The following is a 16,463-nucleotide window of genomic DNA, read 5'->3' as shown; positions in this document are numbered from 1 at the left end:
GTTCGTCCTGAGCCAGGATCAAACTCTCCATGAAGTTTGATTGCTCAAAAAGAATCAACAGGTCGTGTAATCACTCTTTAGTTTTCAAGGAACACTTGTTTCGTTTGTCGCTGACTCATTTAAGCAGCGACATGATCTATCTTATCACAGCTAATCGATTATGTCAACAAGTTTTTTGAAGTTTTTTTCTGTGTCCGCTAAGCCGCCAGAGAAGCGGCCGTATCAGCAACGTAAACTAATATAGCATGGATACTTTCCTTAAGTCAATACTTTTTTTAATATCTCTTTTGTTTTCGTTTACGATCAATATCTTCCACAGTCAAATGAAAAGTTTGCTTTAAGGCTTCACGTGTCCGCCGATTTAACAATTGAATTTTTTCACTGCTGTCTGCATCCACGTTGGGCAGGTTTTGAAGTGCCATAAACAATTGTTGAATCCGTTCTTCCCCAAATTCCTCAACCAGAAAACGGAACAGTTGATAGCAAGTTAAGTAGTATTGGTAAGCCTCCCGATCGGTAAGCCGCTCCAAATTGAGCTGTTCAAGTTGAACCAGGGTGATGGGGCGTCGTTGCTGTGTATAGTCTAACCATTGATCCTCGTGCAATCCTGGCAGCAAATGGGCTTCATAGTACATCGCCGCACCTTCTTGCAGCCAGTAGGCGGCATTATCATTCGTCAGTTCACTTACCATCTGATGGGTTAACTCATGAACCAGTCCGGCAGCAAATAGTTTATGGTCACCAGGTCCGCCGATAAATTTAATGGATTGACCTGATTCATGCCAACCACCTACCCAATCAGGTAGAGAAGGCTTCACCGATTGGCGAAATACCTCTGGGTCTTCATAAAGTTTTACCTCAATGCGCTTGGGGGACCAGTGAAACCTTTGTTTTAAAACGTAGACTGCTTTTTTGATTGTATCCAGTGCAATATAGGCCTGATCTTTCAAGGACGGATCCGAATAATGAATAACGATGGAATCATTGCTGATCTGTTTAAAAGCCAGATCGGCATCTTTCCATCCCTGTTTCGTTTTCACAATGAGCAGCGGATATTTCACCGCATACACCCGGCCTTTCCTGGTATACGACTGATGAATCCAAGCCCGCAACCGATCTTCCCGGTCAGGAAAAACAGATAAAACCTTCAACCGAAAAGAGCCCGGGTCGATATGTTGAACTGCATCCTCAAACCATCTCTTCTGCTCCAGGACATACATCTTCCGCTCCGGCGATAGAACCGCTGTAAAACGGGACAAATTTTTTTGATTAATCGCCTGCTCTTTTTGCTTCATCAATTGCCGGACAGTCACTTCGGCCGAATGACGATGCATGGGCGGTACAGCCAGTGTGCTTTCCATCCAGGGCCCCTGAATAAATGCTGTAAACAAAAGCAAAACGGAAAGATTGATGAGGATCTTCTGCTTGAATCCCATCGCTTCTCCTCCTTCTCCAACCTTTATCTATTTTTAGAAGAAGGTCCGAAAATATACAAAAAGAGCCTTCCTCAAACTGAAGAAAGCTCTTTTCCTGTTTTAAATACTTCCGAGGAAGATAAATCTGAGAATAAATACAACGCCCAACCCATAACCAATCGGATGGACTTTTTTCCCTTCACCCGCAATTAATTTACACAGGGGATAAAAAACAAATCCAACAGCGATTCCCGTCGCAATACTAAAGGATAATGGCATCATGACAATGGTTAGAAAAGCGGGGATCGCCTCAGAAATAGAATCCCATTCAATTTTTCTCAAATTGCTTGCCATCAGAACACCAACGATAACTAATGCCGGAGAAGTAATGGCAGGTACCGAGGCAAACGTCTCGATGATCGGAAAGAAAAACAGGGCCGCAACAAAACAAAGAGCTGTGGTTACCGAGCTCATCCCCGTACGTCCCCCTGCGGCCACACCGGCTGATGATTCGATAAAAGAGGTAACCGTAGATGTCCCTAAGGCAGACCCTGTCATAGTGGCAATTGAATCCGTAAGTAATGCCCTGCCCGCTCGCGGCAATTTATTATTTTTCAACAGCCCGGCCTGACTGGTAACCCCTACAAGGGTCCCTGCATTATCAAACAGATCTACGAAAAGGAAAGCAAATACAATAGTAAACAGCCCCAGGTCAAAAGCGTGCGCTACATCCAATCGAAGAAAGGTGGGGGCAACACTGGGGGGCATTGCAAAGAAGTCTGTAGGTACTTTCACCTGTCCTGCAATGATTCCCACAATCGTAGTGGCAACCATTCCGATAAAAATAGCTCCTTTTACTTTGCGAACCATCAATACCGCCGTGATCAGAAGGCCGAACAGGGCCAGCAGAACCGCCGGACTTTTGATGAAATCCGCATTAAAAGTAACAAATGTCGATTCAGAGGGTACAACCAATTCCGCATTTTTCAAGCCGATAAAAGCGATAAATAGTCCAATCCCGGCGGAAACAGCATATTTCAAACCGGGGGGAATTGAATGAATGATCCATTCGCGAATTTTGGTTACCGTTAAAATGAAAAAGAGAACCCCGGAGATCATGACAGCACCTAAAGCTGTTTGCCAGGGAACCTTCATCCCTAACACAACCGAAAAGGTAAAATAAGCACCCAACCCCAGACCCGGTGCTAAGGCTATCGGATAATTAGCCAGAATTCCCATCAGAAATGTGCCGACCGCTGCTGAAACAGCGGTGGCCACAAAAACAGCTCCCAGATCCATACCGGCCTTATTCAGGGTGGCCGGGTTGACAATCAAAATATAGGCCATTGCAAAAAAAGTAGTAATCCCGGCTAATACTTCTCTTTTTAAATTCGTTTCAAGTTCAGCAAAACCAAAATATCGAGCCAGCCATGATGTCATTGTCTCTCTGCCACTTAAAACATAGCCAAATGTCTATACCAAGAGTTTGCCTGCTTCAACCGCTCGCTATTGCGCTCATTTGTATATACATAGTCTCATCCGGTAAAACCAGTGTCTGATCTGCCGCTGGCCCCGTCTGTTATCTCTTTTGCTCTCTATGGCTTCGACGATTTGGCGTGTTATAAGTAACAGTTTGCACCTCCCACGTTTTGTATTATTCCCACTCAATCGTTGCAGGCGGCTTTGAGGTAATATCGTAGACAACCCGGTTTACGTCATCAACTTCATTAATAATGCGATTTGAAATGCGCTCCAATACCTCAAACGGAATTTTGGCCCAGTCGGCTGTCATTCCGTCAACGGAGGTCACAGCACGAATTCCGACTGTGTAAGCATAAGTGCGAACATCCCCCATCACGCCCACGCTGCGGAAGTCCGGCAGGGTTGTGAAGTACTGCCAAATTTCGCGATCCAATCCGGCTTTTGTAATTTCTTCCCTTAAGATCGCATCGGATTCACGGACAATATTCAGCTTGTGTTCAGTTACTTCACCGATGACCCGAATCCCCAGGCCGGGCCCCGGGAAAGGCTGGCGCCAGACAATTTCATGCGGCAATCCAAGCTCTTCGCCCACTTTGCGAACCTCATCTTTAAACAGGGTATTGAGCGGTTCGATCAGCTCCATCTTCATATCTTCCGGCAAACCGCCCACATTGTGGTGAGATTTAATCGTATGTGCCGTATCGGTTCCCGATTCAATAATGTCCGTGTAGAGAGTTCCCTGTCCGAGAAAATGATGATCTCCAAACCGGGCCGATTCTTCCTCAAACACACGGATAAACTCATTCCCGATGATTTTTCTTTTTTGTTCAGGATCTGTTACACCCGCTAACTTCTTTAAAAAGCGTTCTCTGGCATCAATTTTGACCAGGTTCATATGGAAATGCTCACCGAATGTCTGCACAACACTTTCCGCTTCTCCTTTGCGGAGCAATCCGTGATCAACAAACATACAGGTGAGTTGATCACCCACTGCTTTGTGAATCAGGGCAGCCACAACTGAGGAGTCAACTCCACCACTGAGGGCCAGCAATACTTTTTTATCCCCGCCGACCCGGTTCCGAATTTCGGCTACCGCATCTTCAATAAACGTTTCCATGCTCCACTGCCCTGAACATTTACAGATCTCATACAAAAAGTTATGCAACATCTCATTTCCGTACAGAGAATGGCGCACTTCCGGATGGAATTGAACAGCATAAATCTGCCTTTTTGGGTCACTCATCGCCGCGATGGGGGCTGAGTCTGTTTTTCCATCTACGCGAAAGCTCTCCGGTGGAGACACAACAACATCACTATGACTCATCCATACCCATTGCGTTTTGTCCAGCCCTTTAAATATGGGGCTGTCAGAAACAATATCCAACTCTGCCTTTCCGTACTCCCGCTTGTGAGCGCGGTCCACCCCGGCTCCAAAATGATAAGCGATCATCTGCATTCCATAACAAATTCCCAAAATCGGGATACCGAGAGAAAATATGCCGGGATCACACTTGGGGGACTTTTCGTCGTAAACGCTGTTTGGACCCCCGGAGAAAATAATTCCTTTTGGATGAATCTTTTTCAACTCTTCCGCAGATGTGTGGGGCGGCAATAGTTCACTAAACACACCTAAATCACGAATCCGACGGGCAATTAACTGATTGTACTGTCCGCCAAAATCGAGGACGACTACACGTTCAACTGGTTTACTCATAACTAACCCCTTTTCCCAAATGTCTGTCAAAGCCTTTATCAAACAAAAAACCGGGCACTATACCGCTTCAAGCGATATAGGACCCCGGTCCCCAAAATTTCTTCACCAATCCCGCAAACGGAATGAAGAAGTATTAAGGCATCCCGGTGACCTATACTGGTAGTCCGGTTATTTACGGTAACCGGGTAGAAACGCTCAGGCCATATCCCTGAGCATATACGGTCTAGGCAACCTGGAAATATGATACCAGAGCGGTTAAGAAGCGGTCAAGGTCGAAGCTGTTTAAGGATCATTTTCCAATATTTCCATGCTTGCACCCAGTAATTTTGTCTTTTTTCGTTTTTCCCATATCTGGCTTCTTCATACAGTTTCGTCAGGGTTATCGCCTCTTTGGAAAGGCTGGTCCATTCACTTGAGTGCCAATATTCCCGCAAGGTCTGATCCGGCCTTCGTTTTCCGCGCTTGTGCTGAACCCATTTCATCAATGATTGATACGCCTTTATAAATGATTGATTATTCCCGGTCCTTCGATAGCGGTGCAGCATCCACCATCCGGCTTTTCTTCGCAACATCCGGACCGCAAGGGTAAGAACAACACCGGTAACAGCTATATATAGAAGAACCCATTTCCATTCCGAATTTTGTCCGGACGATGCTTCCCCAGTGGCACCTGTTAATTCTTGATCTTGGGTCTCCTGACGTTCCAACCGCTTTTCTAAAAGGCTTGCCTGCTGGTTCGTTGCGGCGGGACTACCTGTCTGATTTCTGTTTGTTTGGGAGGTGTCCAGGGAATGATCAAGCGAAGCCGGAACGGAAAAGGTGGGGGTAGGATCAAAGGGAATCCAGCCCACACCAGTAAAATATACTTCAACCCAGGCATGAGCATCTTTGTTCCTGACCGTGACATCATATCTTTGTGTTTTCCCGTTAAACCGGCTTTCTCCTTCAGCAAACCCTTTGACCCATCTGGCGGGAATGCCGACCGATCTTAACATCACAACCATTGCACTGGAAAAATGATCACAATACCCTCGTTTTGTTTCAAACAAAAAATGGTCGACAAAGTCCTGTCCCTCAGGCAACGGAGGCACATCCCGGGTTTCATACCGGAAATGACCGTCTTTCAAAAAACTTTCTACTGCTTTTACCTTGTCATAAGGGTTTTTGGCCTTTCTTGTAACCGTCACAGCCAAATCGCTGACTCTTTTCGGAACCGTATCAGGAAGTATAGTTGATTGATTTACCCCCAGATAACTCCCGTCCCGGACCGTGGACATCCCTTTCCGCAGTTTCTCTTCATCAACCACCGGAATCTCGGTTTCCATGGAATATTGTCTAAATTTCTTACCTGTCAACGATCGGATATAGGTGGTAAAGCTCCACTGGGTGACAAAATCAAATTTTCCCAGCGGTTCCTGTCCGTCAATCTGATAAGCCCGCCTTAACTGCCCCGGAACAAACATGGTTGTATACATGGGATTTATCCATCGGACTTCAACCCGGTTTTTCTTCACCCGGGTCTGGTAAAAAAGGTTGTAAAAAGCGCGGTCTTCCTGAATCTCAACCCAACCGTTGTCCACTCTCTTCATGGTATCACGTGATTGATCACTATACCCGTACTCTTCGCGAATCCATCCCCTGCCCGTATAACCGCTTTTCGACTCGCCGCGCCAGTAATACAGCTCGTCCGTTTTGGCTTGAAAAACCACTTTCTCGTCAAGGATCAGCGGCCCACCCAGATTGCTGTCATCACGGCTGTAACCGATTCGTTTTCCCGCAAATGCTCCCTGGCCCTCCCCTCCCCCGTCCCCTGACAGGATGGAGAAGGTACGGCCTTCGGCAGCATGTATTTTAGGCAGTGTAACTCCGAGGGAAATAACCAGAATCAATAATAAAGCTGTCCAGCCGATCCACCCTTTCGGGGCTTTATCCAGAGCCGGCAAGCGAAAAAGCAGCTTTTGCCACTGGATCCATGAAAAACAGCAAATCGCATAGATCACAACCCGGACTGTGGTTCCACCCGCATCGTAATCTGTTGCGATATCCAGAACCTGCAAATAGAGAAACACGAGCAAAAAGGGGATGTAAATTAAATTTCGGGACAAAAACCACCAGGCCCATGGTTTGCTTAACATCCAGAGTGTTAAAAAAAAGCAGACCGAACGGGTAACAGGGGCAGGTACAGCCAAAAATGAAACTTCTCCCATCTGTTTCCATTCTTCATCCAATGCCACAAACAACTGTGTATGCCAGTCACTTGCCCGGAACAAAAGATCAGGGTAAAAAATCGCGTTTATCAAAAAATAAATGATAAGTAATTTTATCGGAACCCGTACCCAGACCGTAAGGCAGCTCACATTGAGAAAAAGAAACAGAACAAACCCGATAAAAAAAATACCAAGCCGCTCCGTGTTTGTGATCTCTGAGAGGGGATTCAGCACCTCCCAGAATAAAAGGGAGGCCATCAGAAACAAGCCAGCTTTTTTCATAAGACCTATTTGATTAAGAACTGACGGAGCCAACCCATGCACCTCCCCGCAAGGCCATGTCAAAGGAATTTTGATCAATTTTCCAAACGGGTAAGTGTAATGTTCTCCACTTTTGCTGCAGGGGTGGAGAAGAACGGGATAAATCAGCTATCCAAAAAAACTCTGCCTCTGCTTTTTTTCTTCGCAAGTCATTTAAAAAGTCGTAACAGGGGGCATCCATCCCCGGACTGATCAGGACCACTTTTTTTCCTTTTCTCCACTGCAAGCCACTCTGGTGACTGAAGGCTTGCAACAACTGACGGCCATTTGGTTTTACATCAACCAGCGCTTTTAAAATACGGACAAAATGCTCTTCATTTCTGCCGGCACTTAGATAATGCGGATGAGCTCCTGTCAACAACATTGAAGTAAAATACCGGTGTTGAATCGTAAAATTTGTTAAAGAGGCCAGCAGGGAAACAGCCCTTTCAAACACTTCCGGCGGCAGTCCCCGGTAAGCTTGCTCCCTCTGATCAAGAACAAACACGTATTCACAGGACACTTCATGTTCAAATTCTTTCACTTTCATCCCCTGTCCCCGGGCAGATGCTTTCCAGTGAATCTGTTGCAGCCGGTCGCCAACCTGATAATTTCTCAGCCCTGTAACTGCACTGGGATCTTGCCAGTTGCGCTTATAAGTTTGTTTTTGGCTTCCGGGATTTCCGGCGAAAGAGTTCCAGTGGGTAATCGGTTGAACCCGCGGATAGACAAGCACGGTTTCAGGTTGTGGAATGGTCATTGTTCTACGGACAAGACCAAAAAGATCTCCGCCGGTACATTCCAATTGGTTGAAATGATAACGTCCGCGTTGCAGGTTGTAAACAGAATAGTCCAATTTCACGTTTTTTTCATTGGGAACCAGAAACTCAGCCTCTCCAATGGAACATTGATCTTTTAGATCGCTCAGGTCACGCAGGGTAAACCAGGTAAACGGAAAAAAATAATGCCTGGCGCATGTAAGAGAAACCCGAATATGGTCCCCGGCCATTAAACGATGTTGTGAAATATTTCGGGAAACAGACAACCCCCTGAAACATGTGAAATAGACAATGGCCTCCAAAATAGTAAAAATGAGTCCTGTGTAAAACAGAAAGCCGGATACAAAACCGCCCATCCTGACTGCCATCACTGCCCAGATCAATGTCAGTCCGGTTAATAACAACAATCCCGAGGCATCACGTTTGATCACTTCTGACACCTTCTTCCGCCTAGGTTACTGGTACGGGAATCTGCCGCAGCAGCCGCTCCAGAACCTGTTCGGGTGTTTTACCGTTCATGTGGGCCTCTGAACTTAACAGGATGCGATGAGATAAAGTGAAGGGGATTAAATATTTCACATCATCCGGTACCACATACATTCTGCCACGGATCAGGGCCAGTGCCTGGGAAGAGCGGAAAATGGCCAATGAAGCCCTCGGACTGGCTCCCAAAAACAGGTCCGGTTCATTTCGGGTTTGCTTTACAATATTAACCATATACTCAACGATAGCATCATCGACATAAACATTTAGAACCTGTTGCTGCAGGAAATGCAAATCATTCCGGGACCATACCTCAGCCACTTCATTGATTGGATGTTCATATTGAAAGCGTTTAATCATTTCCATTTCCTGTCCCGTGTCGGGATATCCCAGGCTCAGTTTTAGTAAAAACCGGTCCAGCTGAGCTTCAGGCAGAGGAAAGGTACCTTCATATTCAATGGGGTTTTGTGTAGCCATGACAAAAAAAGGGGATTCCAGCTGGTAGGTATGCCCGTCCACCGTAACACTCCCCTCTTCCAGTGCCTCGAGCAAAGCAGCCTGTGTTTTCGGCGATGTACGGTTAATTTCATCGGCTAGCACAATATTGGACATTAAGGGACCCGGGCGGAATTCAAATTCCAATGTTTTTTGGTTGAAAATGGACACTCCTGTTACGTCTGAAGGAAGTAGATCCGGGGTAAATTGTATACGACGATACTTACAACCCAACGAACGGGCCAGTGCTTTTACCAACATGGTTTTCCCGACACCCGGCACATCTTCCAGCAGCACATGGCCTTTTGCCAGCAGGGCAACCAGACAGAGTTGAATCACAGATTGCTTGCCAATCAGCACTTTTTCAATATTGTTGACCATTTTTTCTATCAGTTTGTTTCCTTGATCCCAGTTTGGACTTGGGTTCATATTTTTCACCATTTGAGTCCTCCACCATATTGGATTCCTTTTTTGGGGGCTGGCTCTGCACCTCCACGCTTCAACGCAACGAAGTTTTACCCTTGAAAAAAGAGGCCCCTTGCCATTGGTACCTTTGACCTATTCAAGCTCCCGGTTTCAGCAGCAGGTCTACCTCGGATGCAAAAAAAGTATTTATTTTTCAATTATTTATTTATAATCATTATAACGAATTTTACCTTTAAATTGTTTAATGATATTGATAAGATTCCAACCGGGAGGCCATTATAATGTCTAACATATTTCAACCTTTCACACAAAGAAACTGTACCATTTCAAACCGGATTGTCTGTTCACCCATGTGTATGTATTCGGCCACTCCAGACGGCAAAGTAACCGATTGGCATATCGTTCATTACGGCACGCGGGCGGCGGGACGGGTTGGCCTGTTGATGATTGAATCAACAGCAGTGGAAAGCCGCGGCCGAATCAGCATGCAAGACCTGGGTCTATGGGATGACGGGCAAATGGAGGGAATTGGAAAGATCGTGGAATTTGCCCGGTCACAGGGCGTAAAAATGGGGATTCAGCTCGGACATGCCGGAAGAAAAGCAATCGTGGATGAGCCGATCATTGCTCCAAGCGCCATCCCGTTTCGCGAAACCGACCGGATGCCTGAGGCCATGACGGAACAAGAGATAAATGAGGTTATTGAGGCATTTGGAAATGCAGCGAGAAGAGCGAAAGAAATCGGCTTTGATGTTGTGGAGGTTCATGCTGCCCACGGATATCTGATTCACCAATTTCTCTCTCCTCTCAGCAACAAGAGGACAGACAAATACGGCGGTGACTTACTTCACCGGGCCCGTCTTCTAAAAGAAATTATTCAAACTGTCAGAGCGAACTGGGGAGAAGAACTTCCCCTGTATGTTCGCGTCTCGGCCGTTGACCATCATCCGGACGGCCTGACCATAGAAGATAGTGTAGTACTTGCCCGCATGATGAAAGAGTGGGGTGTGGATCTTATCGACGTTTCTTCGGGCGGAAACATCCCGCAGCCACCCCCTGTTGTTTATCCGGGCTATCAAGTTCCGTTTGCTGAAGCAATCAAAAAAGAGGCCGGAATCTCCACAGGTGCTGTCGGCTTGATCACAACCCCCGAACAGGCGGAAGAGATACTTGGAAATCAGCGGGCAGACCTGGTCTTTCTCGCACGGGAGTTACTGCGTGACCCCTACTGGGTAGTTCGGGCGGCGCAAAAGCGGGGGCTGGAATATATGGGCCCAAACCAATATGAACGGGCATTTTAATCATATTTCCTGTTTGGGGTGAGCTTCTTTCATCGTGAAAGAAGCTTTTTTTACATATTTTTGGAACAGCAGGTCAATCCGGAGTACATCCAACCGGTGTTAACGATTTTGGCTCCACATGGACATGAACGTGTTCAATATTCTCATATCCGATTAACCTCTGCTCTATTTTCTCGGTAAGGGAGTGGCTTTCACCTACAGATAAATGCTCATCCACCCCCACTGTTACTTCAACAAACACATAAGGTCCGTGATTTCTGGCCCGCAACTCCTTTACCTGGCGGATGCCGTCGATGTTGAGCACTTGCTCTTCGATCCCGGACAATTTATTTTGATCAAAACCGTCCATTAGCGAATCGATTGCCGGACGGCCAATCCCCCAACCAGTCCGCAAAATCAAGATCCCCACCACAAAGGCAGCCACCGGGTCAATCCATGCAAATCCCCGGTCAGCGGCGAAAATACCCACAGCGGCCCCAAGACTGACCAGTGCGTCGGACCGATTATCATGAGCGGATGCTTCAAGTGCCTGACTCTCTGTCTTTCTGCTCAAGCGGAAATTAATAAGCGAAACCATATACATGATAAAAGCAGAGCCGAGAGATACATACAGCGCGATTGGATGAATCGTTTTTTCTCCGCCTTTCCACAGGGTTTGGGCGGCGTCTAGCCAAATATTGAGCGATACTAAAACCATAAAAGATGCGGCAATGAGAGTAGCCACAGTTTCCGCTTTGCTATGGCCAAAGGGATGGTTTTGGTCTGCGGGCTGAACGGCCACTTTCAGGCCAATCAAAATAGCAACAGATAAAAGAATATCGGACAGATTATTTAATCCGTCCGCAAAGACCACCTGGGAATGGGCGGCAACACCCGTCCAACACTTGATGAGAGACAGAATGGCATAGCTGATGATACTCAACCAGGCACCTTTCTGAGCCCCATCCTGCTTTGGCCGCGGCAGCTTGACCACTCTTTCTTCCCCCTTCCTCTCTTATGACCATCCCCATCATAATGAATAAAATTCGACTTAGTCCAGAGAAACGTTTTTAACCGTATAAAGAAAAACTGGTATTTCACATCAATGTTGGCGACAGGCAAAATGTTCAAAGACGCCAAACACTAAAAATGGGTATATAATATGTCTTAGGTCATGGGGAAGGTGGGAAAAATGAGATGTGGAAAGAAGAGCTTGTGAAGGAAGCCTGCCGCAAATTTCAAGGGACGGAAAGTTCACTCAAATGGATTGGGGGGTTTTACGAAAACGTCTATGAATATGAGCGGGACGGAGAAACCTGTGTGTTAAAGTTAATCCCGATTGCAACCAAGGACAGAAACCTGGTTTACTCTGAACTGCAATGGGTGAATTATCTGAGAACACAGGGCATCAATATTCCAAAACCTGTTCTCTCCACACGCGGACAAATGGTGGAGATGATACGTGACCTGCCTGTGCCCTGCTGTATCATCTCCTTTAAAAAAGCACCGGGGAAGTTTGTGGATGAACAAAACCCTTCAGAATGGAACCCGATTCTTTTCAGAAAGTGGGGTCAAGTGATGGGCAAAATGCATGCCCAGTCCCGCAACTTTCATCGGCGCCAATCAGTTCCGCCTTTTGAGGAATGGAATGAAGGTGAAATTTATCATCGCGATTTATCCTTTGCCGAAGAGGCTATTTTAGACCGCTGGAGCGATTCCCTTGAACACATCAAAACATTTTCCAGAAGTAACCGCTCTTACGGGCTGATACATAACGATTTACACCAGCGTAACTTTTTCATAAACGGAAACGGTGAGTTAATCTTATTTGACTTTAATGATGTGAAATATCACTGGTTTACTTATGATATTGCGATTGCTGTATACCATGCACTCAAACCGGTGCCATCCGGGGAAAAAAGAGGTTTTAAAGAACAGTTTCTTGAGGCTTTTATGTCCGGATATCTTCATGAACATCAATTGGAAAAGAATTGGAAAGAGCAAGTGGATTTTTTTCTGGAGTTTCGGTTGCTTTTTTCTTATCTGTATTTAATGACTTATCTGGATCCGGAAAAAGCGAGTGAAGAGACCAGGCAGTCTTTACTGCAGACAAAAGAGAAGCTGGTCAAAGGGGAGTCTGTTCTGGTGTGAACTGCTCTCCACTGAAGGGGCAGAACTTCTCGTTTCAACGAGTCTGAAGCGATCCTCTCCACGAGGATTCGACAAATATTCCTTTTTCCTTTTTTCTGGAAAAAAGGTTTGCTCAAAGCATCCCACAAAGGGATACCGGGCAAAGCTCACTTTCATCTCCCCCATTAAAATGGGGAGTATTCCCGTTCGCCAGTCATAAAAAAAGCCGGAGCCGTTCTTCCCTTTTGGACTTTGTCACAGGTGGGAAAACGGCTCCAATTTCGTTTGTCATGAAATTTACGGCTTTTGAGATGGAAAAAACTTTTCCAAAGATAATTATTGGAGATATTGCCTGGGGTTTCTGGTACTTCCATTCTTGTGAACTTCAAAATGTAAATGGTATCCGCCTCTGGCTCCATAGGAACGGCCGTTATTTCCGACTCCGGCAATCGGTTGTCCCCGGTCTACATGTTGTCCTACACTCACTCGAACGGATGATCTGTACATATGGGCATACCGGGTCATCAATCCGTTGCCGTGTCTGATATCAATGGCCCATCCATAACCGCTCATGGGCTCCGACCTGATCACAACTCCGTCTTCAGCTGCATAAATGGGGGTTCCGGGCGGCCTTGGTATATCAATTCCCGCATGTATATGGCTTCCGCGGTCCTGGCCATAATTCCAGGAAACATATCCAGGGGTGGAGGGAAAAGCCAGAATCCCGCCGCCACCTCCATAGCCCATCGCGGCTCGTTCCTCTTTTTCAAGAGCGGCAAATTCTTTTTTGTATTTGTTATACTCCTTGTTAAGAGCTTCTACTTCTTTTTCCGCTTTTTCCAGCAGAGGACTTTGTTTGGCTTTTGCTTCTTCCAGTTGCTTGATATCTGATTCATAAGCATGCTTTGTCTTTTTAAAGTTATTTATGATAGAAATGTCCTGTTTAAGCTTAAGCCTCACCAGTTCAAAGCGCATTAAAAAATCATTGAAGCTGTTCGCCTCCACCAGTTTGGCCATATACCCCATTTCACCTTTTAAATAAAGCTTTGTAACAATTTCTTGAAAATTCTTTTGTTGTGCTGCTAATTGCTTTTCATTTTTTTGTAAATCCTTGTTCAACTCAGCGATCTTCTTGTCATATTTATCTACTTCTTTTTCAATCGCTTGAATACTTTTCTGTTTTTCATTCAGCCGGGCTTGTACATCTTTGATATCCTCTTTGGTACTGGCCTTATCCTTCTGGATTTCCTTCAGGCTCTTTTTTTCTGCGAGGACGGTTCCCGGCAGAAAACAACTCCAGGCAAGGCAGGCCACGGTCAGGCCGATCACTAGTTTTTGTTTCATAAAATGAACTCTCCTATAATGTGAAGGTCAATAACAGAGAAGCAGGATCATCGTTTTATGGTGGTCACGACTTCTATGTACCTCACTTCACTGCCAAAGATAAAATCTGCCACTCCTTTCTTCGTTGATTTCATTTTTGAAATATACCTTCTTATAATTAGATACTAACATTCAACCAAAAAATCTTACTATATTTTAGATTATTTTTGTCTATTTTTCGAAACATCCAAATCCTAAATTCCCCTTTTTTGGATCACTGGCAATTTAATATGGCTGGCGTTTTTGCTGTCGTGATAAACCCGTTGTGTCGCAATTACGATTTCGGTATCTGTCGCAGGGTCATTTCCGGTATTGTGATTGGGGAATGCAAGGTTTTTCGCCCCGGAAGTGACAGATACGCGAATCCTGTGCCCTTTTTTAAACACATTGGCGATCTTGGTCATTTTTATCTCAATCTTTTCAATGCTTCCGGGTTCCAGCCATTCCGGCCGGGTAAATGAATGGCGATATCTTGCCCGAATGATCCCGTCGGATAAGCGAATCGAGTTTCCTTGCTCGTCTACATCTGTAAGCCGGACCAAAAAATCGGTGTCCCGGGCGGAACTTGACACATACAGCACAGCATAAATATCCCCGGCAATGGCCATCTCTTCCGAGAGTGGTTCAGAGGTATAAACCAGCACATCATCACGCAACTCAACTTCCCGGTAATTTTCAGGGACACTGCACTCATTTTCTGATACATCAATTAAATAGGGAGCCGGATCATCCGGATGAAAGATATAAGTATCCGGAGGTTGTTTACCGGGACAGACAGAGAGTAGTTTCCCTTTTCCATTACTGGTATTGGCATCTCCATGGCTATGGAAATAGAATGGGGTATATTCCACCTCTTCCGGCGGCCAGGCGGTTGATTTTTTCCATTCGTTTTCCCCCACCATGTAATACTCTACCCGCGCTTCCTGATCGACGCCATTAGGGATCTCTTTTAAAAAGCGGTCAAACCAGCGCAATTGCAATAGATCCAGGTCATATCGGATCGCATTGTTGCCAAACGGGATATCATGAATATCCCTGGTGGTATTTGCCTTGTGGTACCACGGTCCCAGAATCATCCTAAGATGTTCCCGGCCGTGTTTTTCGTTCATTTCCCAGGCTTCTGTGGTCCCCATTCCATTGTCATCATACCATCCGGAAACCAGCAGGGAAGGTACATTGACTTTATCTCCATGCCGGGACCAATCAGATCTCGCCCAAAATTCATCATAGTCGGTATGCTTCATCCACTCACTCCAGAATGGAATCTCTTTACCCAGTACCTTTTGCGGAATGTCCTTAATCGGGCGGATCTTCAACACCTCGTCCCAGTCATCCCGTTCGAGGGCTTCGCTGTTCATTGTTTGTTCTGCCATCATAAATGTCCATGCCAATAAGCCGGAGAGGATGGTTCCGCCTTTTCGCGGCAGATCCACAAAAGGAGTTCCTGCGGTCACATAGCTGACAATCGCTTTTAAATGTGGGTTTCCGGTGGCAGCTGCTGCCCATTGAACATATCCGAGATAAGAGCCGCCGATCATCCCCACCCTGCCATCCGACCATGACTGCCGGGCGATCCAGTTCAATGTATCTTCTCCATCATTCATCTCATGAACTTTAGGGATCCATTCTCCCTCTGAATCTTCCCGTCCCCGTGTATCCTGGATCATCAGAGCATATCCCCGGTTAACAAACCTCAGCCAGCGGGAGCCTCCCAACTGTTCATCTCTTCTTCCATAGGGAGTGCGCACCAAAATGGCCGGCACTTTTTTTCCCTCAGGCAAACCTGACGGGAGCCAGACATCCGCAGCCAACCTGATGCCGTCCCGTGTCACCACGTCATGTCTGCCCAGATGGTTCACACCGTATTCCGCTTTTGACAGACGCGGATCGTCCCAAAGCTTCAGCGGGGTCAGCCGTTCACATCCCGGTTTTACCAAAACACTGCCGCCTTCCCGTCCAAACAGCATAAAGGCGATCACTTTGCCGTTTTCTATGACCAGGTCAACCGGATTTGTGGCTTTCCGCAAGGCCCATACCCATGCCTCTCTTTGATCTCCGCCAACAGTTTCCTCCACTTTCAGATATCGTTGATAATGGTCTCCCCGGCTGGTAAAAACATCGTCACCGGATTGCCAATTGATCCGGTTCCATTCCGGCAGTTTTTTTTCGATTTCGGCGAGCGGCATTTCATAATGGTTGCTTAATTCTGACCAGGAGGTCCAGTTACTAGTTTCAATGTCTCTCCGGCGGTGCAGAATACCGCTTGAGTTGAACATGATATCCGCTGTATGAATTCCCGATTGGTAGTAGGAAAAGACCTGTCCAACCGGTTTTCCGTGTTCCATTGTCCATTTCACTTCCTTTTTCAT

The 16,463-nt window shown here is 46.2% G+C and carries 11 protein-coding genes and 1 riboswitch; of the genes, 2 read left to right on the top strand and 9 right to left on the bottom strand.

Annotation, left to right across the window (positions count from 1 at the left end):
* Window positions 1–275: 275 nt before the first annotated feature.
* The 6 genes from I8U27_RS15660 to I8U27_RS15635 form a co-directional block, all read right to left on the bottom strand.
* Window positions 276–1,436, bottom strand: a complete 1,161-nt coding sequence (locus tag I8U27_RS15660; RefSeq protein ID WP_181753196.1) for a peptidase MA family metallohydrolase — start codon at window positions 1,434–1,436, stop codon at window positions 276–278.
* 99 nt (window positions 1,437–1,535) lie between these two features.
* Window positions 1,536–2,855, bottom strand: coding sequence for an NCS2 family permease (locus I8U27_RS15655; protein WP_269751022.1), 1,320 nt, complete (start codon window positions 2,853–2,855; stop codon window positions 1,536–1,538).
* 214 nt (window positions 2,856–3,069) lie between these two features.
* The gene (gene guaA / locus I8U27_RS15650; protein ID WP_181753194.1) at window positions 3,070–4,611 is read right to left on the bottom strand and encodes a glutamine-hydrolyzing GMP synthase; all 1,542 of its coding nucleotides are present in this window, start codon (window positions 4,609–4,611) and stop codon (window positions 3,070–3,072) included.
* A gap of 159 nt (window positions 4,612–4,770) precedes the next feature.
* Window positions 4,771–4,831, bottom strand: a riboswitch (purine riboswitch).
* A gap of 46 nt (window positions 4,832–4,877) precedes the next feature.
* Entirely contained in the window at window positions 4,878–7,133 is a 2,256-nt protein-coding gene (locus I8U27_RS15645; RefSeq protein WP_181753192.1) for a DUF4129 domain-containing transglutaminase family protein, read from the bottom strand.
* A complete protein-coding gene (locus I8U27_RS21185) occupies window positions 7,114–8,337 on the bottom strand; it encodes a DUF58 domain-containing protein (RefSeq protein WP_198065891.1) in 1,224 nt (407 codons plus the stop codon). The genes I8U27_RS15645 and I8U27_RS21185 overlap by 20 nt, the downstream gene beginning before the upstream one ends.
* Before the next feature lie 10 nt (window positions 8,338–8,347).
* The gene (locus I8U27_RS15635) at window positions 8,348–9,304 is read right to left on the bottom strand and encodes an AAA family ATPase (RefSeq protein ID WP_181753211.1); all 957 of its coding nucleotides are present in this window, start codon (window positions 9,302–9,304) and stop codon (window positions 8,348–8,350) included.
* A gap of 275 nt (window positions 9,305–9,579) precedes the next feature.
* On the opposite strand from I8U27_RS15635, the gene namA reads away from it, so the two are divergent.
* A complete protein-coding gene (namA, locus tag I8U27_RS15630) occupies window positions 9,580–10,602 on the top strand; it encodes an NADPH dehydrogenase NamA (RefSeq protein ID WP_181753210.1) in 1,023 nt (340 codons plus the stop codon).
* Between the two features lie 73 nt (window positions 10,603–10,675).
* Here namA and I8U27_RS15625 read toward each other — a convergent pair whose 3' ends face one another.
* Complete coding sequence (locus I8U27_RS15625) at window positions 10,676–11,575, bottom strand: cation diffusion facilitator family transporter (RefSeq protein WP_181753187.1); 900 nt, start codon at window positions 11,573–11,575, stop codon at window positions 10,676–10,678.
* Window positions 11,576–11,778: 203 nt separating this feature from the next.
* Between I8U27_RS15625 and I8U27_RS15620 the strand changes: the two genes are divergently transcribed.
* On the top strand, window positions 11,779–12,732 hold the full coding sequence (locus tag I8U27_RS15620) for a phosphotransferase enzyme family protein (protein ID WP_181753185.1): 954 nt from the start codon (window positions 11,779–11,781) through the stop codon (window positions 12,730–12,732).
* A gap of 315 nt (window positions 12,733–13,047) precedes the next feature.
* Here I8U27_RS15620 and I8U27_RS15615 read toward each other — a convergent pair whose 3' ends face one another.
* Together I8U27_RS15615 and I8U27_RS15610 are read right to left on the bottom strand one after the other, a co-directional pair.
* Window positions 13,048–14,055 (bottom strand): murein hydrolase activator EnvC family protein, encoded by a 1,008-nt coding sequence (locus I8U27_RS15615; RefSeq protein ID WP_181753182.1) that lies wholly within the window; start codon window positions 14,053–14,055, stop codon window positions 13,048–13,050.
* A gap of 233 nt (window positions 14,056–14,288) precedes the next feature.
* On the bottom strand, window positions 14,289–16,463 hold the full coding sequence (locus tag I8U27_RS15610) for a CocE/NonD family hydrolase (protein WP_232345551.1): 2,175 nt from the start codon (window positions 16,461–16,463) through the stop codon (window positions 14,289–14,291).

The sequence above is a fragment of the Paenactinomyces guangxiensis genome, assembly GCF_016055185.1.
Classification (GTDB): Bacteria; Bacillota; Bacilli; order Thermoactinomycetales; family Thermoactinomycetaceae; genus Paenactinomyces; species Paenactinomyces guangxiensis.
Note: the sequence above shows the minus strand (reverse complement) of the source record. Positions and strands in the feature narration are given on the sequence as shown.

What these genes read in the sequence shown, in the direction of transcription:
- I8U27_RS15620 (WP_181753185.1), top strand. Translation starts at nt 11,779, where the DNA reads ATGTGGAAAGAAGAGCTTGTGAAGGAAGCCTGCCGCAAATTTCAAGGG.
- I8U27_RS15660 (WP_181753196.1), bottom strand. Translation starts at nt 1,436, where the DNA reads ATGGGATTCAAGCAGAAGATCCTCATCAATCTTTCCGTTTTGCTTTTG.
- I8U27_RS15635 (WP_181753211.1), bottom strand. Translation starts at nt 9,304, where the DNA reads ATGAACCCAAGTCCAAACTGGGATCAAGGAAACAAACTGATAGAAAAA.
- guaA (WP_181753194.1), bottom strand. Translation starts at nt 4,611, where the DNA reads ATGAGTAAACCAGTTGAACGTGTAGTCGTCCTCGATTTTGGCGGACAG.
- I8U27_RS15655 (WP_269751022.1), bottom strand. Translation starts at nt 2,855, where the DNA reads ATGACATCATGGCTGGCTCGATATTTTGGTTTTGCTGAACTTGAAACG.
- I8U27_RS15610 (WP_232345551.1), bottom strand. Translation starts at nt 16,463, where the DNA reads ATGAAAAAGGAAGTGAAATGGACAATGGAACACGGAAAACCGGTTGGA.
- I8U27_RS15615 (WP_181753182.1), bottom strand. Translation starts at nt 14,055, where the DNA reads ATGAAACAAAAACTAGTGATCGGCCTGACCGTGGCCTGCCTTGCCTGG.